The organism is Limnohabitans sp. INBF003 (assembly GCF_055396645.1).
In genome coordinates this window covers 46999-68724 of record NZ_AP029222.1, presented here as the reverse complement: position 1 = coordinate 68724, position 21726 = coordinate 46999, and the positions used below count along the sequence as shown (strand labels likewise).

22 protein-coding genes are annotated in these 21726 nt (G+C 60.0%); 11 read left to right on the top strand and 11 right to left on the bottom strand.

What is annotated here, in order from left to right:
• Positions 1–13 precede the first annotated feature (13 nt).
• Both ACZ5VE_RS00355 and ACZ5VE_RS00350 read right to left on the bottom strand, forming a co-directional pair.
• Entirely contained in the window at positions 14–1465 is a 1452-nt protein-coding gene (locus ACZ5VE_RS00355; protein WP_464456126.1) for a DHHW family protein, read from the bottom strand.
• 2 nt (positions 1466–1467) lie between these two features.
• Entirely contained in the window at positions 1468–2373 is a 906-nt protein-coding gene (locus ACZ5VE_RS00350) for an MBOAT family O-acyltransferase (protein ID WP_464456125.1), read from the bottom strand.
• Positions 2374–2394: 21 nt separating this feature from the next.
• Between ACZ5VE_RS00350 and ACZ5VE_RS00345 the strand changes: the two genes are divergently transcribed.
• Entirely contained in the window at positions 2395–2922 is a 528-nt protein-coding gene (locus ACZ5VE_RS00345; protein ID WP_464456124.1) for a hypothetical protein, read from the top strand.
• Here the strand turns inward: ACZ5VE_RS00345 and ACZ5VE_RS00340 are convergent.
• Positions 2900–3439, bottom strand: a complete 540-nt coding sequence (locus ACZ5VE_RS00340) for a hypothetical protein (protein WP_464456123.1) — start codon at positions 3437–3439, stop codon at positions 2900–2902. The two genes, ACZ5VE_RS00345 and ACZ5VE_RS00340, sit on opposite strands and share 23 nt — an antisense overlap.
• A gap of 192 nt (positions 3440–3631) precedes the next feature.
• Between ACZ5VE_RS00340 and ACZ5VE_RS00335 the strand changes: the two genes are divergently transcribed.
• Positions 3632–4675, top strand: coding sequence for an SGNH/GDSL hydrolase family protein (locus ACZ5VE_RS00335; protein WP_464456122.1), 1044 nt, complete (start codon positions 3632–3634; stop codon positions 4673–4675).
• Positions 4676–4694: 19 nt separating this feature from the next.
• Here ACZ5VE_RS00335 and ACZ5VE_RS00330 read toward each other — a convergent pair whose 3' ends face one another.
• A complete protein-coding gene (locus ACZ5VE_RS00330; protein WP_464456121.1) occupies positions 4695–5426 on the bottom strand; it encodes a transglycosylase SLT domain-containing protein in 732 nt (243 codons plus the stop codon).
• Between the two features lie 83 nt (positions 5427–5509).
• Between ACZ5VE_RS00330 and mnmA the strand changes: the two genes are divergently transcribed.
• On the top strand, positions 5510–6646 hold the full coding sequence (gene mnmA / locus ACZ5VE_RS00325; protein ID WP_464456120.1) for a tRNA 2-thiouridine(34) synthase MnmA: 1137 nt from the start codon (positions 5510–5512) through the stop codon (positions 6644–6646).
• Positions 6647–6671: 25 nt separating this feature from the next.
• Here the strand turns inward: mnmA and ACZ5VE_RS00320 are convergent, their stop codons facing one another.
• From ACZ5VE_RS00320 to ACZ5VE_RS00305, 4 genes are all read right to left on the bottom strand, one after another.
• Positions 6672–8006, bottom strand: a complete 1335-nt coding sequence (locus ACZ5VE_RS00320; RefSeq protein WP_464456119.1) for a DUF3422 family protein — start codon at positions 8004–8006, stop codon at positions 6672–6674.
• Between the two features lie 116 nt (positions 8007–8122).
• Entirely contained in the window at positions 8123–9124 is a 1002-nt protein-coding gene (locus ACZ5VE_RS00315) for an SLAC1 family transporter (protein ID WP_464456118.1), read from the bottom strand.
• Positions 9125–9201: 77 nt separating this feature from the next.
• The gene (gene ssb / locus ACZ5VE_RS00310) at positions 9202–9702 is read right to left on the bottom strand and encodes a single-stranded DNA-binding protein (RefSeq protein WP_464456117.1); all 501 of its coding nucleotides are present in this window, start codon (positions 9700–9702) and stop codon (positions 9202–9204) included.
• A gap of 35 nt (positions 9703–9737) precedes the next feature.
• Positions 9738–10925: an MFS transporter gene (locus tag ACZ5VE_RS00305; protein ID WP_464457525.1), complete on the bottom strand. Its 1188-nt coding sequence runs from the start codon at positions 10923–10925 to the stop codon at positions 9738–9740.
• Between the two features lie 164 nt (positions 10926–11089).
• On the opposite strand from ACZ5VE_RS00305, the gene uvrA reads away from it, so the two are divergent.
• The 3 genes from uvrA (at position 11090) to ACZ5VE_RS00290 (ending at position 15112) form a co-directional block, all read left to right on the top strand.
• Entirely contained in the window at positions 11090–14020 is a 2931-nt protein-coding gene (gene uvrA, locus ACZ5VE_RS00300; protein ID WP_464456116.1) for an excinuclease ABC subunit UvrA, read from the top strand.
• 64 nt (positions 14021–14084) lie between these two features.
• Positions 14085–14483: a glutaredoxin family protein gene (locus ACZ5VE_RS00295; protein ID WP_464456115.1), complete on the top strand. Its 399-nt coding sequence runs from the start codon at positions 14085–14087 to the stop codon at positions 14481–14483.
• Between the two features lie 14 nt (positions 14484–14497).
• Positions 14498–15112, top strand: coding sequence for a CYTH domain-containing protein (locus ACZ5VE_RS00290; RefSeq protein WP_464456114.1), 615 nt, complete (start codon positions 14498–14500; stop codon positions 15110–15112).
• Between the two features lie 25 nt (positions 15113–15137).
• Here the strand turns inward: ACZ5VE_RS00290 and ACZ5VE_RS00285 are convergent, their stop codons facing one another.
• Both ACZ5VE_RS00285 and ACZ5VE_RS00280 read right to left on the bottom strand, forming a co-directional pair.
• A complete protein-coding gene (locus ACZ5VE_RS00285) occupies positions 15138–15557 on the bottom strand; it encodes a PaaI family thioesterase (RefSeq protein ID WP_464456113.1) in 420 nt (139 codons plus the stop codon).
• Positions 15554–15913, bottom strand: a complete 360-nt coding sequence (locus ACZ5VE_RS00280; protein WP_464456112.1) for a MerR family transcriptional regulator — start codon at positions 15911–15913, stop codon at positions 15554–15556. The genes ACZ5VE_RS00285 and ACZ5VE_RS00280 overlap by 4 nt, the downstream gene beginning before the upstream one ends.
• Before the next feature lie 142 nt (positions 15914–16055).
• Here ACZ5VE_RS00280 and ACZ5VE_RS00275 point away from each other — a divergent pair, with 142 nt between their 5' ends.
• Positions 16056–17231, top strand: coding sequence for a serine hydrolase domain-containing protein (locus tag ACZ5VE_RS00275; protein ID WP_464456111.1), 1176 nt, complete (start codon positions 16056–16058; stop codon positions 17229–17231).
• Between the two features lie 30 nt (positions 17232–17261).
• Here the strand turns inward: ACZ5VE_RS00275 and ACZ5VE_RS00270 are convergent, their stop codons facing one another.
• Complete coding sequence (locus ACZ5VE_RS00270; protein ID WP_464456110.1) at positions 17262–18242, bottom strand: AraC family transcriptional regulator; 981 nt, start codon at positions 18240–18242, stop codon at positions 17262–17264.
• Positions 18243–18349: 107 nt separating this feature from the next.
• Between ACZ5VE_RS00270 and ACZ5VE_RS00265 the strand changes: the two genes are divergently transcribed.
• From ACZ5VE_RS00265 to ACZ5VE_RS00250, 4 genes are read left to right on the top strand one after another with little or no spacing between them, the layout of a single operon-like run.
• Positions 18350–18739: a carboxymuconolactone decarboxylase family protein gene (locus tag ACZ5VE_RS00265; RefSeq protein ID WP_464456109.1), complete on the top strand. Its 390-nt coding sequence runs from the start codon at positions 18350–18352 to the stop codon at positions 18737–18739.
• Positions 18740–18760: 21 nt separating this feature from the next.
• Positions 18761–19822, top strand: coding sequence for a beta-keto acid cleavage family enzyme (locus ACZ5VE_RS00260; RefSeq protein ID WP_464456108.1), 1062 nt, complete (start codon positions 18761–18763; stop codon positions 19820–19822).
• A gap of 29 nt (positions 19823–19851) precedes the next feature.
• On the top strand, positions 19852–20862 hold the full coding sequence (locus ACZ5VE_RS00255; RefSeq protein ID WP_464456107.1) for a Bug family tripartite tricarboxylate transporter substrate binding protein: 1011 nt from the start codon (positions 19852–19854) through the stop codon (positions 20860–20862).
• Positions 20863–20868: 6 nt separating this feature from the next.
• The gene (locus tag ACZ5VE_RS00250) at positions 20869–21705 is read left to right on the top strand and encodes an SDR family NAD(P)-dependent oxidoreductase (protein ID WP_464456106.1); all 837 of its coding nucleotides are present in this window, start codon (positions 20869–20871) and stop codon (positions 21703–21705) included.
• The last annotated feature ends 21 nt before the right edge of the window (positions 21706–21726 follow it).

Sequence of the window (21726 nt, the reverse complement as noted above, 5' to 3'; positions counted from 1 at the left end):
GAAAAACTCCTTTTCATCGCGCAGCCTCAGAAACTGACACCTTGCGGGCCACAGGCGCTCCGCCACTCAAGAACCCGCGCTCACGTTGAGCCGTGTAACCACTGAGGAATACATATGAATTGTGGGCAAACAACAACTCCTGAATGCCCTCTTCCTGAATCAGGGTCTTGATGTTGCCGTTGAAATGACGGTAATCAAGCACATAAACCTCTTCGTAGTGGGATGCCAGATAAGGGGCAAACGCATTACCATACGAGTCCTTGATCATCACGATCTTGCGCCCATTCTTGACGTCGCTGGTGATTTTCATCATGGGGTAATCACCGCCCAGGAAGACGCCGTAAGCCCCCGCTCCGCGCGCGTATTCGGCATACAACTGCGTCGGCTGTCCCTGACGTGAGCCCGCTGAATAAAACTTGACACCGGTATGAACCGGCACCTTGTAGTACTCCACCGTATCGCCCTTGCTTTTGAGCACTGGAGACAGCGTGCGATGGTAAAGAGTTCCCAGAAAATGGGGGATTTCTTTTTTGGTCAGGGCACTCAAGGGCAAGGGGGTGATGTGGGCGGCCTCGGCAAAAGCGGTATAGGCGTAGTAAGCGCCCAAGCCTGTCCAATGGTGGTCCGTATTGAAATACACATACTCGGATGTGTGCTGCGCGAGTTTTTCATACGCATGCACAGGCCGCACCTGTGATGGCAACAAGCTCAACGCATGGTCAATGACCAACTTTTCACGCATCACCCCTTTGTTGACTTTGCTCGGCAAGTAATAGTCCGCCCCAATGGGAATGGGCATGAAGTAAATGGTGGTCTGCGGCAACTCCTGCTGGTAGCGCCCAATCACCGAGGCAAAGGGTGCCGCCATTTGGGGAGAGCCCCCCAGCATTTGCACCGCCCGGTTCTTGTAGATGATGACGGACTCAATGTTCTGATAGGGCGCATCTTCTGCCTGAGACACAGCAGTGGCTTCTCCGTCCGCATGGCCAACGGCTCGTTCAGCCGGGCGAGGGTTGCCCGCGCGATCCCCCCCCATCTGTGACTGCGGTGCCTGGCTTGAAACAGCGACGCCAGCAGGTGAGCGTGCCGGGGCGACATGCTGCTCATGTGCTGCAGACGACGCAGAGGCCGATGTGGCACCGCCTTGGTGAGCACCCTTGTCCGAGAACACCTGGATATCGTCTTGAGCCCAGCCTCGCCATTGCTTGATTTGTCCGGCCGCATCGGTCAAAACATACCTGAAGACAAAATTGTCGGCCACAAAGTCGTCGATCTGCTTCATGTAGGTCCCTTGACCCATGGCTGACCAAGAAAATTCCGGGAGCTGTGCGAGTTTGCGCTTCTCACCTTCAGAGACCGCATCTTTGGGTGACATCACAAAGAAAACGCCCAAACCAATCAACAACCCTGAGAACACAATCGTTTGCGTCCAGTCCATGAAAGGGGTGGAATGATGGTGCTGCATGGTCAGAATCGGAAATAAATGAAGGGGTTGTAGGTCTGCCCCACCAGAAGCACCACACTGACCCCAAGGAACACCAGGTTCTGGGCAGCCACGGTCCATTGGTAGGTGATCACGGTGAGGCGTTGCTTGAGCCAGGCATGCATGCGCGCATACAAGGGAGCACACATGATCAAGGCAAATGCCAGCCAATAGGCATTGGCCCAGAACGCCGCATCCAGCTCAAAACTGTAGAGGGGCACATCGGCCATCCCGAACAGGATTTTGAGGGTGCTGCCCAGACGGCCCAAATCCGTGAAGAAGAAGATGGCCCAGCCCAAAACAATGAAGAAAATGGCATACACGTGCTTGAGGAAGTTCGGCAACGCCTCCAGCACCCGCAACAACAGCTGCTTTTCGAGCCAGAGGATCACGCCGAAGTACAGCCCCCAAAGCACAAAGTTCCAACTGGCCCCATGCCAGATGCCCGTGAGCCCCCAAACAATGAACATGTTGCGAATGGGATACCGCCGGTTTCCGCCCAGCGGAATGTAAACATAGTCCCTGAAAAATGTGCCGAGCGAGATGTGCCAGCGGCGCCAGAAGTCGGTGATGGAAGTCGCCGTATAGGGGTGCTTGAAGTTCTCGTGGTAATGAAAACCGAACATCCAGCCCAAACCAATGGCCATGTCGGAGTAGCCGGAAAAATCGAAATAAATCTGCAAGCTGTACATCAACAGGCCAAACCATTCACCTGCGACCGTGGTCTGGCTCATGTCCTGGCCCAAAAACCGCAAGCACAACTCCCCTGCGGTGTTGGCGATAAACACCTTTTTGAACAAGCCCTTGCAAAAGCGGGTCACCCCGTTGCTGAAGTCAGGCAAGCTGAACACACGCTCTTCGATTTCACGGGCGATGTGTGAGTACCGCACGATAGGTCCTGCCACCAACTGATGAAAGCACACCACAAAAAGAATGAAGTTCAGGAAATTTTTCTGCGCAGGCACCTCACCCCGATACACATCAATGGTGTACGAAATGGTTTGGAAGGTGTAGAAAGAAATTCCGATAGGCAACAAGATTCCTGGCGCCTTGAAACCCATGCCCGTCAAGGCATTCACCGTTTCGACAATGAAGTCGGCATATTTGAAAGAGGCCAGCAATGCCAGATTGACCGTCAGGGAACTGATCACACCGAAGCGCGCAATCGCCTTCCTGTTTTTGAAATGATCAATGAACAGCCCGTTGAAGAAATCCCAGACACAGGAAATGATCAGCAAACTCACCCAGATCGGCTCACCCCATGCATAAAAGATGAGCGAAAACACCGTCAAAATAAAATTGCGGACCGGCCTTTGGGGAAAGGCGTAGTAGCAAATCAGGCAAGCGGGAAGAAAGAAAAAAAGAAACGTCAGGCTCGAAAAAACCATGTCACTGCTCTATCGGAACCAAGGAATATCAGCAATCCCTGTTCCAGGTAATATTTTTGAGATGGGTAGTGTAGTCGGGACTGCCATATTGAATGCGGTCCAGAAACAGATAATAGTCGCCCACAACGCCCGGCATATTCTTGTCTTGCCATGCTTTGTAAAACAGGATGCTGTGCCCGAATTGGTCAAAACGCAGGTAATGACCGCGTCTGAACGCAAACAAGTTGTTGCGCGTCATCAAGAACGGGCTACGGAACCAGCCCGTCTCCAGAATGGCTTGGCGCATGACGATCCGTGGATGGCGGACCCCGGACTTGCAAATGGTCTCGAAAACACGCTCAACGAAAGCCGCATCCACAGGGCCACGGGCCTCGAACTCATCTGAAACCACATCAAACCGGTCAGGCACCGCCCCATCAAGCGCATCGATCCAGGCCGATGGCTGGTGCATCAGACACAGAGCGCCAAAGATGCACAGCCTCAAAAACCGATGCATCCAGCTTGATAAAAAATGATCGCGGGACATAAGGACAGCATGATCAATGGGCAAAACACCTTCGGGCCCCATGGCCCCTGTGGCAAGGCATTGTAAGTGGGCATCGTTATTTTGAGCCCCCATAGCATCACAGCACACCAAACTTGGGCACACATATTGCTTTACCTGTGTTCAGGTGTCAAAAAAACGATGTTCCTGCGTTGAAACGAAACTGAATCTCTTTCTATGAAGTCCGTGGGGCCATTTCAAGCTACCGCGCCCGCCATGGCGGACGCAGGAGGACCTGCGCGCGCCGAAACAAGAGCCCACAACGCCAGCAGCAATCCCCAGCGCACCAACTTCCGGGAAACCCTCGCTCAAATCCAGCCCTCGGCCTCTACGGCCAGTGAACGGGTTCAGGTTCAACGCGGAGACACCCTCATCGGACTCACCCGAAAGTATCTGAACGAGCACGGACAGGCACCGAAAGCCTCGGAAGTCCATCGAATGGCCATGTCCGTGGCCAAAAACAATGCACTCGCCAACCCCGACCTGATCCACACGGGTCAAACCCTCAAATTCTCTGCAGCCCATTCGGCATTGACATCCAAGGGAACCGTGACCACCCCCACGGCAAACGCCACTTCAGCGGGCAAGGCTACATTGCAAACACCTGCGCCCATGCCAACCCCAAGCGCCGCATGGACTGCAAACACAGGCCCCAAAGTCGCCGTCGTAGGAGACAGCATCGCCGTGGGCATTGGCGGTGCCGTGCTGCAGCAAAGTGGCATCACCCCCGAATTTGCGCCGGGTCGAAAATTTCTGACACAAATCCAAGGCAGCTTCGCGATCAACGCCGTGGGTGGTCACAGCAGCCCTCAAATTCTGGACCAACTGAACAAGAACCCCGGGGTCAAGAACGCCGAGTTGGCCATCATTTCTGTGGGCACCAATGATTTTGTCAACAGCCCGGTCAATGGGTATTACACGCCTGAACGCATCACCAAGAACCTGCAACGCATTCGCACCGAGCTCAATGCCAAAGAAAGGGTTTGGGTCTTGCCCTATGACCCAAAAGCACGGGCACTGGTGCAGTCTGTTGCTCGGGAGCATGGGGACAAAACCATTGATCTGGCCCAATTTCAGCCCGCAGACCGCTACCACCCCAGAAACTACTCGGCCATCGCCAACAGCCTTGCGCCCTTATTGAGTCAGCCTGGCCCAGCTCAAGCCGCCATCCCGAACGTTGCCCCTTATCCAAGCGCCGATCAACAACAAGCCTGGATGTCGACGCAAAACGCCTTGCTGGCCCGCGGCGCCCGATTCTGAATGTGGTGCCAAGCACCACTCATTGAATCGGAACGTTCTTGACCCCGTTCGCCACCTGGGTCAGCCTGTCTTGCTCCAACAAGACCTTGGCGACATAGCCCCCATCGTCCGTGGACTCTGCTGCCCCCAGGTAATAGCGCAAGCCATCTTCCACCACGCCCGCTTTGGTGCGGATGCAATAAGCCAGAACATCGGCCCCGACACGCATGTTGGCAATGGGGTCAAAAGCAGCCATCCGACCGCCATGCGCGGCATACCGCTGAACATGAATTTCGGTCATCACCTGCATCAACCCCTGGGCCCCTGCCGAACTCTGGGCATACGGGTGAAAGCCTGACTCGATCGCCATCACCGCAAGAATCAGGTAGGGGGAAAACTTGTGCGTCTTCGACAACACGTGCGCCTCGGCCACCAAGGCCGCTAATGGCTCAGGTGCGATGCGGTATTTTTGACCCAGCCACTGCGCCACAGCGGCTTGGTCGGCCGGCAAATCCTTGAGCTCGACGGCCGTGGCCCGCTCGGCCGTGTTCTCTGGCAACCACGAAAGCAAGACCTGCCGTTCACGCAGCCAGTTGAAAACCTCGCCCTCTGCAGCACGCAACCAGTCCGGCCTGAGCCACAACGCCATCACCAAGGCAGCCACGGTCAGGCCCACCATGGCCAAACCACTGTGGGTGATGACGAACAGGCCATGCGCGACATCGCGCAAGAATGTTCTGAAGTGTTGGCACCAAGTGCAGGTTCGGCTCATGAATTTTGACCAGTTTCGCATTATAAATTTTTGCCCCCGACAGACAGCGTGGGCAGTCACGGGATACACGGGATAATTGGGGCATGTCCCAACTCCCTCGCGTGGTCGTCGGCCTGTCCGGCGGCGTCGATTCAGCTGTCACCGCCTATTTGCTCAAGCAACAAGGTTATGACGTCATTGGCATCTTCATGAAAAATTGGGAAGATGACGATGACAGCGAATACTGTTCTTCCAACATCGATTTTGTCGATGCAGCGGCCGTGGCCGATGTGTTGGGCATTGAAATCGAGCACGTCAATTTTGCGGCCGATTACAAAGACCGCGTTTTCTCGGCGTTTTTGCGCGAATACCAGGCCGGGCGCACACCCAACCCGGACATCCTGTGCAACGCCGAAATCAAGTTCAAGTCCTTCCTGGACCACGCCATGCGGCTGGGTGCTGAAAAAATCGCCACCGGGCACTATGCCCGCGTGCGGCTGAACACTTCCACAGGTCGGCACGAGCTGCTCAAGGGGCTCGACGCCTCCAAAGACCAAAGCTACTTTTTGCACCGACTGAACCAGGCACAGCTGTCCAAAGCCTTGTTCCCGGTGGGTGAACTGCACAAGACCGAGGTGCGCCGCATCGCCGAAGAAATCGGCCTGCCCAACGCCAAAAAGAAAGACTCCACCGGCATCTGCTTCATTGGCGAGCGGCCTTTCCGGGAGTTCCTCAACCGCTACATCTCCAAAGAGCCCGGCCCCATCAAAGACCCCATGGGTCGCACCATCGGCCAACACGTGGGCCTTAGTTTTTACACCCTGGGCCAACGCCAGGGCCTGGGCATTGGCGGCATCAAGGCCAAGGGGGCGCAGCGTGGCGGCGGCGAACACACGCCCTGGTTTGTGGCCCGCAAAGACATCGAAAAAAACACACTCTGGGTGGTGCAAGGCCACGACCACCCGTGGCTGCAATCGCCCATGCTGCAAGCCACCGACGTGAGCTGGTGTGCAGGCACAGCGCCAGAGCCTGGCCGCTACGCCGCCAAAACGCGTTACCGCCAGGCCGATGCGCCCTGCAGTTTGCAAAACATGCACATGGCCGATGGACAAGCCGGTTTTGAGCTGAACTTCAGCGAGAACCAATGGGCAGTCACGCCCGGACAAAGCGCCGTGGTCTACGATGGCGACGTGTGCCTGGGCGGTGGCGTGATCCACAGCGCACCCACTTTGACGGCCTGAATGGGCCGCGCTGGTCAGCACATGTTCAAGCGTCTGAAGCCTTCAGCTTCTCGTGGATTTTGCGGGTGGTGCGCCACACACCCCAAAGCACCAAGGGCACCATCACACCCACGGCGACTTCCGGCTGAATCGGCACCCCCATCGCCTTCAGGGCCTTGGCACCATAGAGCAACAGACTCACCACGTAATAAGAGATGGCTGCGATCGACAGGCCTTCCACCGTGCTTTGTAAACGCAGTTGCAGCGCCTGCCCTTTGGTGAGCTTTTCCAGCAAGACTTGGTTTTGCGACTCGGTGGCAATGTCCACCCGCGTGCGCAGCAAGGCACTGGTGCGTGACACCCGCTCAGACAAAGACGCCAGACGATGCGCCGTGGCCGCCACCGTGGCCATGGCGGGCGACAAACGGCGCTGCATGAACTCGCCCACCGTCTGGGTGCCTGCAATGGGGCGTTCGCGCAACTCGGCAATGCGCTGGCTCACCAAAGTGTCATACGCCCGCGTGGCCGAGAACCGGTAACCGTGCTCGGCCGTGGCGCGTTCGATGCGGGCCGCCAACGAAACCAGCACATCCAGCAACGCCTGGTCGCTGTCGCCCTTGCGCTCCAGCCTGGCCGTGATGTCGGCCAGTTGGGCCTCGGCATCGGACAACACAGGCGACAAGGCTTTGGCCACAGGCAAACCCCGTAGCGCCATCAAGCGGTAAGTTTCCAGCTCCAGCAAACGCTGTGAAATGCGCCCGGCACGGGCCTCGCTGGTGTCCGCCGGGGCCAGCACCAGCATGCGCTCAAAGCCATCGGCACCCAGCCGGAAATGGGTCAACACGCAAGAATGCGGCAAACCTTCGGTGGTGTTGCCCATGCGGGAGCCCACCACAGCGCCCTCGCCCAACCAGGCCTGTGCTCGCGCAACGGTATCAGGTGCATCCAAATTGGCCGCCAGCATACCCAAGTGGATGGCGGCCACCGTCTTGCCCGGGATGGACCGCAGCCACTCGCTGCCCGTCACCACTTGCGACGCCAACTCCGGCGAAGCTGCGCCCCACCCGGCATGCGCCGGCAAGGCCTGAACAATCGAATAGCGGGTGAACTCGGTGTGGCGCTCCCACTTGACGGTGAAACCATCGCAGCGCAAACGCAAAAAGTTGCCGTTCAACTGGTCCAGCGCCAAGTCGGCATGACCGGGCAAATTTCTCAGGTGCTGCCATTCCTGTTCGCGGCTGATGCCCTCGTTGAGCACCGCCACATAAACAATCAAGGCAGGCAAGCGCACCCGGGCCGATGGTCGGGCATGCACTTCGTTGTGCAAAGCCCGCCGCTGGGCATCGTCCACCGGCAAATAGCGCGAGGTGATTTCGTTCATGCCCTCATTTTGAACCGCTGCATTGCCAAACGGTCAACGTACCCGGAACGAAACAGTTTCAACCCGCACAGACATAAACGCGGCAAGCCACTGGCCATGCACCACGGCACAGGCCCTCAAGGCAGCACGGGCGGTTGTGCAGGTGCTTCCGGCACCAACAAACGACCCAGCCACAAGCCACGCAGTGTGGCCAGCAGCAGGCCCCCGATAACGCCCGAGACAAAGACCAGCCAGCCCAAGGCCAGGGCCTGCACCCCGCCCTGCGCAGGAGACAAGTGCAAAGACAATGCCGCAGAAGCGGCCAATGGAAACGACATGCCCCAAAAAGGCATGCCAAAAGCTTGCGCCAAACAGCGCTTGAACACCGTCATGGACACCAGCGTGAACAACAAAGCCACGCCCCACAGCATGTGCACCAGCACCTCGGGCGCGCCCAACTGCAAACCCGACAAAGCCAGCACCGAAGGCGGTGCGATGGTGATGAAAGTGGCGGACCACAAGCGCTGCGGCCACATGCCCACGGTGCCAATGCGCACCAAAACCAGCGCCAAAGCCACCGGCCACAGCACCGCCGCAATGCCGTATTGCGCAGCCGCCCACACCGGGTGCCCCAAACTCACCCCCGCCAAAGCGGGCAGAACATTGCCCACCACCGGAATGAACAAGGCCGGCGTCATGGCCGGCCAAAAATGGGCCGCTGTCAGCCCCGGCTGAAACCACCGCTGAACCACCCCCACGGTCACCAACAGCAAGCCCGACGAACCCAGCATCCACAAAGCGTTGGCCCACCCACTGGCACCGCCATGCACCACGCCCACGGTGGCGATCAGCACAAAAGACGAGGGCAGGGCCGCCACAAACACGTGCCGCAGCGGATGGCTCGCATCGTCCCACACCGCCGCAGGAAAGCGGATCGCCCGCCACAGCGTAGCCAGCAGCAAGGCCAGAAACACCGAGCCTGCCAACACGCCAACCCCCACCGACACCTGCAGGGCCACAGGCCCCCAATGGGGCACCGCACGCTGCCAAGCCAGCGACAGACCGCACAAGCCCATGACCATGGCAAACCACGCAAAACTCAAATGCTGCACAGATGACGCAGAGCGACTTTCAATCATGGCGTGGTGGTCTTTCATTGGCGTAAAAAAACCCGTGGTGTTGGCCACGGGTTGGGGAAACCATCGGTTCAGTGCAATCAGAACGGGATGTCGTCGTCCATGTCGTCAAAGCTGCTGGCCGCTGGCTTGGGTGCGGGCGCTGGGCGCTGGGCAGGTGCTGCCGCCGGGCGTGCAGCCGGTGCCGACTGGCGAGGCGCATAACCGCCGCCGCCACCGCCGTCATCAGACGGGCCGCCCATGCCTTGACGGCCACCGAGCATCTGCATGGTTTCGCCACGGATTTCGGTGGCAAATTTTTCGATGCCGTCTTTGTCTGTGTATTTGCGTGTGCGCAAGCTGCCTTCAACGTAGACCTGCGAGCCCTTTTTCAGGTACTGGCCTGCGATTTCGGCCAATTTGCCAAAAAAGCTGATGCGGTGCCACTCGGTGGCTTCCTTCATCTCGCCGGTCGCTTTGTCCTTGTAGCGGTCGGTCGTGGCCACGTTGATGTTGCTCACAGCATCGCCAGAGGGCAAATAGCGGGTTTCGGGATCGCGGCCCAGATTGCCGACGATGATGACTTTGTTGACGGATGCCATGAAAACTCCTCGATAAGACCCGGATTATGCGGCTTTTACGCGCTGGCCTGAACGGGTGCAGCACGCCCTGGCGTCTGCATGGACAGCGCGACCAGCCACCACACCAACATGGCCACAGCGCAGCAAGCAAACAGCGCCGGGCTGCCCCAGCTTTTCACCAGCCAACCGCCCAACCAGCCGCCCACAAAAAAGCCAAGCGACTGCAAAGTGTTGTAAACGCCCAATGCCGTGCCCCGCACCGCCGGGGGTGCCATGCGCGACGCCATGCTGGGCTGCGTGGCTTCCAGCACATTGAAACCGCAGAAAAAGACAAACAAAAGCCCCGCCATGGCCGTCACGCTGGAGGTGCCCGACGATTGCACCAGCAAGCCAACTTGCACCAACGCGATCAAGGCAATCGCACCCAAAAACACTTTTTTGAGGTGCCCCCGCCGCTCCAGGGCAAAAACACCGCCCATCAAAACAAACGACGCCAGCACGGCGGGCAAATAAACCTGCCAATGCGCGGCCTTGGGCAAACCCGATTGCACCAGCAAGGCCGGCACCGCCACCCACATGGCCAGCTGCACCGCATGCAACACAAACACCCCGAAATTCAGGCGCATCAAGCCCGCATGGCGCAGCACATCTGCAAGACGGCCCCGCGCCTGGCCCTTCATCTGGGGCGGTGCCGGGGGCGCACCCCAGACCACCACGGCCACACCCAACAAAGCCAGCACCCCCGTCAAGCCGAACAAGCCGGACAAACCAATGACCACCACCAAAGCAGGTGCCACCACCAAAGACAAGGCAAACATCAGGCCGATGCTGGCCCCCACCAAGGCCATGGCTTTGGTGCGGACCTCGTCGCGGGTCAAATCGGCCAGCAAAGCCGTGACCGCAGCAGACACAGCCCCTGCGCCCTGCAAGCTGCGCCCCACCAGCAAACCCGTCAAATCGGTCGCGGCCGCCGCCCAAAAACTGCCCAGCGCAAAAATGATCAAGCCCAACACGATCACCCGCTTGCGGCCAAAGCGGTCCGACGCCATGCCGAAAGGCAACTGCAACACCCCTTGTGTCAGGCCGTAAATACCCATGGCCAAACCCAACAAGGCCGGGTCATCGCCGCCCGGGTATTTGCGTGCCTCCAGGGCAAACACCGGCAACACCAGAAACAAGCCCAGCATGCGCAGCGCAAAAATGGCCGCCAGCGAAGCGCTGGCGCGCCGCTCCATGGGCGTCATGGACACGGACGAGGGAGCAGATTGCTTTTCAGGGGTTTCGGTCACGCGGAACAGCCAGCGGCGGTGGGTCAGGAAAGGGGTGATTGTCCCTGATTGGCCAGCCCCGGTGCCAAAAACAGCCCCGACGGGGATAATCAAAGGTTTTGCTGATCTGGCCGCCCACCGTGAACCTTGTTGCCCCCCCTTCCTTGCCCGACGAACCCGAACAAGCGCGGTATCTGGCGTCAGCGCTGCGGCAAACCCACATCAGCGTGCGCGGTGCCCGCACCCACAACCTGAAAAACATCGACCTCGACATCCCGCGCAACCAGCTGGTGGTGATCACCGGGCTGTCGGGTTCGGGCAAGTCGAGCCTGGCCTTTGACACGCTGTACGCCGAAGGCCAGCGCCGTTATGTGGAAAGCCTGTCGGCCTATGCGCGGCAGTTTTTGCAGCTGATGGACAAGCCCGATGTGGACCTGATCGAGGGCCTGTCGCCCGCCATTTCCATCGAGCAAAAAGCCACCAGCCACAACCCACGCTCCACCGTGGGCACGGTCACTGAAATTCACGATTACCTGCGCCTGCTGTACGCCCGCGCAGGCACGCCGTACTGCCCCGACCACGAGCTGCCCTTGCAGGCGCAGACCGTGAGCCAGATGGTGGACGCCGTGCTGGCCCTGCCCGAAGACACCAAGCTGATGATCCTGGCGCCCATTGCGCGCGAGAAAAAAGGCGAGTTTGAGAAGGTGTTTGAGCAGATGCAGGCGCTGGGCTATGTGCGCTTTCGCATCAATGGCCAGACCTTTGAGGTGGAAGACCTGCCCACGCTCAAGAAGACCGAGAAGCACAACATCGATGTGGTGGTAGACCGCATCAAGATCCGATCTGAAGAGGACGCCAAGGCGAGAGACGCCCTGCGCCAACGCCTGGCCGAAAGCTTTGAGGCCGCACTGCACCTGGCCGAGCACAGGGCTGTGGCACTGGAGATGGACACCGGCACCGAGCACCTGTTCAACGCCAAGTTCTCCTGCCCGGTGTGCCATTACTCGATCAGCGAGCTGGAGCCCCGCCTGTTCTCGTTCAACTCGCCCATGGGCGCTTGCCCCACCTGCGACGGCATCGGCACCATGGCATTTTTTGACCCCGAGCGGGTCGTCGCTTTCCCCTCACTCAGTCTGGCCAGTGGGGCCATCAAGGGCTGGGACCGACGCAATGGCTTTTACTTCAGCATGCTCGAAAGCCTGGCCAGGCATTACCAGTTCGACATCGAAACCCCGTTTGAAAAACTCGCTCCCGCACACCAGCAGGTCTTGCTGCACGGCTCTGGCGACGAAGAGATCAAGTTCAGCTACGTGATGGAGTCCGGTGCTTCGCAAGGCAAAAAAGTCAGCAAGAAGCACCCGTTTGAAGGGATCATTCCTAACATGACGCGGCGCTACCGCGAGACGGACTCGTCGGTCGTGCGCGAAGACCTGGCCCGCTACCGCAACACCCAGGCCTGCACCGATTGCCAAGGCACGCGTTTGAGGCGCGAAGCGCGCCATGTGCGCATCGGCGAAGGCGCGCAAGCTCGCGCCATTTACGAAATCAGCCACATCACGCTGGGGGAGTCTCAACAGTATTTTCAAGGCCTGAAAATGCACGGCGCCAAAGCCGAAATCGCCGACAAAGTGGTGCGCGAAATTGCGCTGCGCCTGAAGTTTCTCAACGACGTGGGCCTGAACTACCTAAGCCTAGACCGCAGCGCCGACACGCTCTCGGGCGGCGAGTCGCAGCGCATCCGCCTGGCCAGCCAAATCGGCTCGGGCCTCACGGGCGTGATGTATGTGCTGGATGAGCCCAGCATTGGCCTGCACCAGCGCGACAACGACCGCCTGATCGGCACCTTGCAACACCTGCGCGACATTGGCAACAGCGTGCTGGTGGTCGAGCACGACGAAGACATGATCCGCGTGGCGGATCACGTGATCGACATGGGGCCGGGCGCGGGCGTGCACGGCGGACGCGTGATGGCGCAAGGCACCTGCGCCGACATTTTGGCCGCGCCAGATTCGGTGACGGGCCAATACATGTCGGGCCGCAAAAAGATCGAGATCCCTAAGCGTCACAAGGCGGGTAAGGACTTCATCGAGATCGTTGGTGCATCGGGCAACAACCTCAAGGGCGTGAACGTGAAGTTCCCCGTGGGTCTGCTGACCTGCGTGACCGGCGTGTCGGGCTCGGGCAAGTCCACCTTGGTGAACGACACGCTTTATGCCGCTGCGGCGCACCAGATCCACCGCGCACACGACGAAGCAGCCGCCCACGAAGAGATCAAAGGGCTGGAGCACTTCGACAAGGTCATCAACGTCGACCAGTCACCGATTGGCCGCACCCCGCGCAGCAATCCGGCCACTTACACGGGCCTGTTCACCCACATCCGCGAGCTGATGGCCGAGGTACCTGCTGCACGCGAGCGCGGCTACGGCCCAGGGCGTTTCAGTTTCAACGTGACCGGTGGCCGCTGCGAGGCCTGCCAAGGCGACGGCATGGTGAAGGTGGAAATGCACTTTTTGCCCGATGTTTATGTGCCCTGCGACGTGTGCCACGGCATGCGCTACAACCGCGAAACGCTGGAAGTGCAATACAAGGGCCAGAACATCGCTCAGATCCTGAACATGACGGTGGAAGCCGCGCACCAATTCTTCAGCGCCGTGCCCAACATCGCCCGCAAACTGCAAACCCTGCTCGATGTGGGCCTGACCTACATCCGCCTGGGCCAAAGCGCGACCACGCTCTCAGGCGGCGAAGCGCAGCGCGTCAAGCTCGCTCTCGAATTGTCCAAGCGCGACACCGGCCGCACGCTCTACATCCTGGACGAACCCACCACCGGCCTGCACTTTGCCGACATCGACCTGCTGCTCAAAGTGCTGCACCAGCTGCGCGATGCGGGCAACACCATTGTCATCATCGAACACAACCTCGACGTGATCAAAACCGCCGACTGGCTGATCGACATGGGGCCGGAAGGCGGCGCTGGCGGTGGCACGGTGCTGGGCGAGGGGACGCCGGAGCAGCTGGCGAAGAACAAGGCCAGCTTCACGGGGCATTATTTGGCGCGTTTGCTGTCATGACATCCGACTGCCCAGATCCTTTGCATTGTTTGTCCAACCCATTTTCGAATTTTTGAATACCCCTATGAAAACCGTGATCCGTGCCTTTTTCAGAACCCTGCGCGTTGTGCTGGGCCCTTTCATGCTGCTCAAAGAGCGTCTGACTCAACCCGCAGGTGTGCAGCGTGAGCCAACGGCACAAGCTGCGGTGGATCTGCAATGCCAAAGCCTGACGCTGTACCAGTTCAGCACCTGCCCGTTTTGCATCAAGGTGCGCCAGGAAATGCGCCGCCTGTCGCTGCCCATTGAAAAGCGTGACGCGCAACACAACGCGGCCAACCGCGAACAACTGTTGCAAGGCAGTGGAGCCACCAAAGTGCCTTGCCTCCAAATCACTGACGCCAACGGGCAAACCCGTTGGCTGCAAGATTCGGGGGCGATCGTGGCTTACCTGCGCGAGCGCTTTACCGCGCTCGCCGCTTAATATGATCACCGAGGATGGAAACCGAACTCAAACTGAGCCTGTCCGCACCCGACCTGCCGCGCCTGCTGGCCCACCCGCTGCTGGCGGAGGCAGGCAGCACGCAACGCCTGCTCAACACCTATTTCGACACGCCCGATCTGGCCTTGCAGCGCCGCCGCATGGCGGTGCGCGAACGGCTGGCGGGCGATCAGTGGTTGCTGACCGTCAAGACTGCCGGGCAAAGCCAAAACGACTTGTCGCGCAGACAGGAATGGGAAGGCCCAACCACCCCGGGCACCTTGGCCTTCGACACGCTGATGGACGACGCCGCGCTGGCTGCCGACCTGATGGCCTTGCGCCCCGACTTGCGGGCGCTGTTTTGCACCGACTTTGAACGCCAGCGCTGGGTCATCACCCACGCGGCGGCAAGCATAGAAGTCGCCCTCGACCAGGGCCGCATTCATGTGCCCGGCACCGATTTGAGTGAGCCGCTGCTGGAGCTGGAACTTGAACTGCTGAGCGGCCCCGAGTCCACCCTGATGGCGCTGGCCGATGTGCTGCGCCAGACACCGCAAGGCCCCGTGACGCTCACGCCCAGCGATGCCAGCAAGGCGCAGCGGGGGATGGAGCTTTGGCACTTGCCACACTGATCCTTCAGCCTTGGCACATCCTGGCTCACGCGGCTTGAATTACTGTGAGCAAGGTTTGGCCATTGGCCACCAGTTTCTCACCCTCTGCAACCACTGCAACCACTGCAAACAAATCACAGCTTGTGAAAATTTGTGCTTTACCGGGCTTGACCACCCGTGCCCGAGCAATGAACTTTTGTCCCACAGCAGGCCGCAAGCAGTTCACTGAAAAATTAGCGGCCAACACATTCGGCCCCGCCACAGTGGCGGCAGCAAACCCGCAGGCGGTATCGATCAATGTGCCGATCAAACCCGCGTGCAAGAAACCCGAATACTGCCCGACCTCCGGACGCCAAGGCATTTGAATTTCCACCACACCCGATTCGGCCACCGTCACTTCAATGCCGCACCACCGATTGAATTCGGCCATGGCATTGATTTTTTTCAACATGTCGAGTGGACTCATTTCAATTTCCTTTGCTTGGTTTCAAACCAGCCGATGTGGTCGATCAGCCTCTTGCGAAGCGCTTTGTGTTCTGCAATGACCTTGTCGATGTCGGCCACACGCTGATGAATCGCCTCAATCATTTCCTGAGGCGTCAACTTGCCATTTTGGAATTTGGGCAAATACTCGGCGATGAAGCTCAGCGAGAAACCCATCTCCCGCGACATGGCGATGAAGATGACGTGCTTGACGGTTTTCTCGTCGTAGTCGCGGTAGCCGTTGGGCAATCGCTGGCTCACGATCAAGCCAGCCGCTTCATAGCGCCGCAAGCGATGCACCGACACCTGGGTCTTGGCTGAAAGTTCTGAAATGCGCATGAATTCAGTCTAGCAACGCTCGCTCAATGCAAAGGTTCATCTCTTTGACGCATGGGCGACAAGCCAGGCGGGCGTCTGCGCCGCAGGTGATACCCCTGTGCACCGTGCTGGTGTACAAAACACCCTTCTTCAGGAGCACCCGATGACCACTCACCCCGCTTTGCCCCAAGCCCTCCCTGCTGACGTGGGCCTGTGTCCTGACCGCACACAGCGGCTGATGGACGTGCTGCGCCGCGAAGTGGCCAGCGGCAGGCTGCCCGGGGCTGTGGCCATGGTCGCCCGGCGCGGGCAGATCGCCTTGTTCGAGGCGGTGGGCCAGCAAAACTCCGCCACGGGCACGCCCATGCAGACCGACAGCATCTTTCGCATCTATTCGATGACCAAGCCGGTGGTGTCGGTGGCGGTGATGATGCTGGTCGAACGCGGGCAGTTGCTGCTGAGCGACCCGGTCAGCCGCTGGCTGCCCGAATTTGCCAACCAGCAAGTCGCCACCGCCCACGGGCTGGAGCCGGTGCGCAACACCGCTACCGTACAAGACCTGCTGCGCCACACGGCCGGGTTGACCTATGAATTTTTGGGCACATCGCCCGTGCAGCAGCAATACGGGCAGGTGAAGATCGCCTCGCGTGATCGAAGCAACGCCGAGTTTTCGCAAACGCTGGCCGCGCTGCCTTTGCAGTTCCAGCCCGGCACCGTGTGGGCCTACAGCCGCGCCACCGATGTGCTGGGCAGGCTGGTTGAGGTGGTCAGCGGCCAAGGCTTGGGCGCATTTTTGCAAGCCGAAATTTTTGGCCCGCTGGGCATGGTGGACACCGGCTTTGCCGTGCCGCCCGATCAGCAGCACCGCATTGCCGAGCCCTTTGCGCACGACCCTGACGGTGGCGTGCCGATGAAAGTGCTGGAGCCGCGCCAGGTGCCCGCCATGGAAGGCGGCGGCGGTGGTCTCATGTCCACCGCCATGGACTACACCCGCTTCTTGCAATGCCTGCGCAACCGGGGTGAGCTGAACGGCGTGCGCCTGCTGGGCCCGCACACGGTGGACTTCATGACCGCCGACCACCTGGGCGGCATCCCGGCCGACGGCACCTTGCTGCCACCGGGCCATGGCTTTGGCCTGGGCTTTGCGGTGCGCACCCACCTGGGCCTGTCGCCCGTGCCCGGCTCCGTGGGTCTGTATTACTGGGGCGGCATCGCAGGCACCACCTTCTTTGTGGACCCGGCGCTCGACATGGTGGCGATGTTGATGATCCAGGCGCCCAACCAGCGCGATTACTATCGGCCGCTCTTCAGGGACTTGGTGTACGCAGCGCTGCTTTGAGTGAAGACAAGTGCGAGGCGCCCAACGCGCTCAAGCATCGCGCGCACGAGCGCCAAACTGATCGCGGTACCAACGCGAGAACGCGCTGGGAGCCGAAAAACCCAACAGGCTAGACACCTGCGCCAGTGGTCTGGATTTGTCCAGCAGGTACTGCCCCACGATCTGGCGGCGGTGTTCATCCACCAGTTGATGAAAGCCGGTATTTTCTGCCGCGAGCCGCCGCATGATGGTGCGCCGATCGCAGCCCAGATGCTGCGCCACCACATCGGCGGTGCACTGCCCCAGCGGCAGCAGCAACAAAATCAGTTGCTGAACCTGGTGCGCGAAGGAAGGCGCATCCACCGCCTTGGAGGCGATCAATTCCTGCGCATAACGCGCCATCACCGGGTCGGCACTGGGGTTGGGTTGGTCTAGGTCGGACTGGCTGCACATCAAACCAATGAACTCGTGGTTGAACGCCACTTGGTCACCAAAAACACGGTGGTGCGTTGCGCGATTGGCGGGCGCACTGTGAGAGAAGCAAACCAGACGCGGCCGCCATGCCGCGCCCATGAACAGGCTAAGGATGCGGTAAGTCACAGCCATGGCCAACTCAGCCGCCTGCCGCTTGGCTTCTGAAAGGCCCATGGCGAACTCTTCGCGAATCAACACCAGCTTGTCCACCTCCTCGATGCGAATCACCAAGGCTTCGTTGTGCACCCGGATGTGGCGCACGATGGCGTCGAGCGCATGGCGCAACGTGGGTTCATCGCGCAACAGCAAACCCAAAGGCCCCAGATTGGACAACCTGCGCGATTCGCCCATGCGCAAACCGAAAGCGGGTTCCGCCGCATCGCGCGCCGCCATCTCCAGCAGCCGCACCACCGCGTTGGTGTCGATCTTCAAGTCCGGATCGGTCAGGCATTTGACGGGCAAGCCCACCGTTCTCACCAAGGCCACAGGGTCCAGGCCGCATTGCTGCGCAATTTCTGCGAAATTGGTCAGGCTGGCGCTGCGGATCAGGGTGGACATAGGGGATTCCCGTAAAGTCCCAAAATGGTAATTCAATGTCCCATTTTGTCAACTGGGATGGCTTCGTTTTTTGAATACTGGGTTCAGTTTCAAAACACCACACACGCATGTCCACTCAAGACACCCCCGATTCGTTCCCAACCCCCATCAGCGATGCATTGCACGCCAACGGCTACTGGAATCCCAATTGGGACCCGATCGCCGAAGTCGACAAGGTCTGGATGGAAAAGTTCCTGAACATGGGACTGCACGGCCAACATGTGCTCGACCCCAAGACTTTCGAATTGATCGCCATCGCGGTCGATGCCTCGTGCACCCACATGTATGCCCCCGGCGTGCGCACACACATCCGAAAAGCCCTGGCGCTGGGTGTGACGAAGGAAGAAATCGCGGCCGTGCTGCAGCTGACCTCGGTGCTGGGTGTCCACACCATGAGCATGGGCGCGCCCATCCTGCTCGAAGAAGTCGCAGCCCGCCAAACCCCAAACCCAGTCTGAATTTTTAAAAAGGTCACTCCCATGCATTTCCTTGACGATTCCCTTCTGCCTGAAAATCAACAAAAACTCGTGATCCAGGTCGCGCCTTATGGCCCCCAATGGGTGCCGGGCGACAGCGATGACATCGCGGTCACCATGGATGACCAGATCCAGAAAGCCGTCGATTGCTACAACGCGGGTGCCACCGTGCTGCATGTGCATGTGCGCGAGGCCGATGGCAAGGGCAGCAAGCGCCTGTCCATGTTCAACGAGATGCTGGCCCGCCTGCGCGAAGCCGTGCCCAAAATGATTTTGCAGGTCGGCGGCTCGATCTCGTTCGCCCCCGAGGACGATGGGCAAACCGCCAAATGGCTGTCGGACGACACGCGGCACATGCTGGCCGAATTGAACCCCATCCCGGATCAGGTGACCGTGGCCATCAACACCAGCCAGATGAACATCATGGAATTGATGATGGACGGCGACTTCACGGGCACTTCATTTGAGAATCCGCAACTGCAGGCCGCCTACCAGGACATGATCGTCCCGTCCAACCCCAGCTGGCACAAGGAACACATCCGCCGCCTGGTGGGTGCGGGCATCCAGCCGCACTTCATGCTGGGCACCATCCACCAGCTCGAAACGGTCGAGCGCCTGATCCGCCGTGGCCATTACAACGGCCCACTGATCTTGAATTACGTGGCCATTGGCGGCGGGGCAGCGGGCCTGAACCCGGTCGACATGCTGGAGTTCGTGCGCCGCGTGCCCGATGGCGCCGTGCTGACGATTGAAACCCTCAACCGCCATGTGTACCCCATGACGGCCGTGGCGATTGCGCTGGGCTTGCATGTGCGCTGCGGCATTGAAGACACGCTCAATGGCCCGCACCGCGAACGCATGACCTCGGTGCAACAGGTCGAGCACATGGTCAAGCAGGCGCGACTGCTCAACCGCGACGTGGCCAACGGCGACGAAGCCCGCGAGATTTACCAGATCGGCCAGTTCTACAAGGACACCGATGACACCCTGGCCCGTTTGGGTTACGCCCCCAACCGCCGACCCGGCGAACGCGGCACCCCGGTGCGACACGTCCAGTCCATCTGACCCCTACCCCAAACACACAGGAGACACACATGAACACCACCACACGTCCTTCATCTGCACACCGCCGCGCCCTGCTTTCACTGGGGCTAGCGCTCAGCGCTTTCGGCACATTCGGCGCGGGCGCACAAGCCCAGCCCCTGTCGGATCGCCCCATCAAGATCGTGGTCGGCGCACCTGCAGGTGGCACGGCCGACATCATTGCCCGCCTGGTGGGCAATGCCATCTCCACCAGCATGGGCCAGCCGGTGGTGGTGGACAACAAGCCCGGCGCAGGTGGCGCCATTGCCATGGACGCCATGCTGTCCGCCCCCAAGGACGGCCACACTTATTTGCTGTCGGTCAACGCGCTGGTGACCGAGTTGCCTTATTCGATCAAGCCCAAATACGACCCCTTCAAGGACCTCAAGCCTTTGGTGGAGTTGGCGGGCAGTGGCTTGGTGCTGGTGGGCAACGCCGCGCTGCCGCCCAAGGACCTGAAAGAAATGATCGCTTACGTGAAAGCCAACCCGGGCAAAATCAACTTCGCGTCTTACACACCGGGCACGATGTCCCATGTGATGGGTCTGCAGCTCAACAAACTGGCGGGGCTGGACATGAACCATGTGGGCTACAAAGGCTCACCACCGGCACTGCAAGATGTGATGGGCGGCTCTGTCCAGTTCATGTTTGACGGCTTGGCCACGTCCATCCCCAACATCAAGGGCGGCAAATTGCGCGCCTTTGCCGTCACGTCACCCCAGCGTTCGCACGCCCTGCCCGATGTGCCCACTCTGGCCGAGCTGGGCTTCAAGGACATGACCCGCACCGCCTGGATGGGCTTGTGGGCCGTGCCCGGCCACCCCGATGCCGCGCTCAAACGCATCCGCGAAGAAACGCTCAAAGCCCTGGCCACCCCGGCCGTGCGTGACCGCCTGATGGCCGTGGGCCTGAACGTGAACACCCAGAACCCTCCCACACCCGAGCAAATGGCCAAAAGCCTGCAAGAAGACTACGAGTCGGTGGGCGTTATCCTCAAATCGGTCAACTACAAGCCCGAGTGAATCACCATGACGACATCCCTGTCACTGCAAGGCAAAGTGGTGCTGGTCACCGGGGCCGGTCTGGGTTTGGGCGGCACCATCGCCCAGGCCATGGCCAAGCAAGGCGCATCGCTGGTCATTTGCGATGTGAACATGGACGCCCTGCACGCCACGCAAGCGGCGGTGCAGGCCCTGGGTGCAAACTGCCTGGCGCTCGAATGCGACGTGTCTGACAGCGCGGCGGTGGACCGCATGTTTGCTGAGGCCGGGCAACGCTTTGGCACGGTGGATGTGCTGGTCAACAACGCGGCACGCATCCCCAACTCGCCCGCCGAGACCGAGCGGCGCAACCGGCATTACGCCTACATGACCACGCCCATGCCCCGGCAGGCGCTGGGCATCGTGGCCTCGCTGTCCGACGAGGACTGGCTCAAGTGGTGGGGCGTGAACATGCACGGTGTGTTCTATTGCACGCGAGCCGCCTTGCGCTTCATGCAGCCACAAAAGTCGGGGCGCATCATCAACATCGCGTCGATTGCCGGGCTGAGTGCAGGCAGCACGCACAGCCCGGGCTATTCGGCCACCAAGGCGGGCGTGATCAGCCTGACAAAAACCACGGCGCTCGATGTGGCCGGTGCCAACATCTACGTCAACGCCATCGCCTGCGGCGGCGTGCTCACACCACCGTTCGAGTCGTATCTGGCCAACGCCAGCGAAACAGAAAAAAACAGCCTCTACCAAATGGTGCCCAGCGGGCGACTCGGCCGCCCCGAGGAATACGCCAATGTGGCTGTGTTTCTGGCGGCGCAAGACCATTACCTGGTCGGCCAGGTCATCAGCCCCAATGGCGGCTACGTGATCTGAGCGCTGGTTTTCAAAACCCTG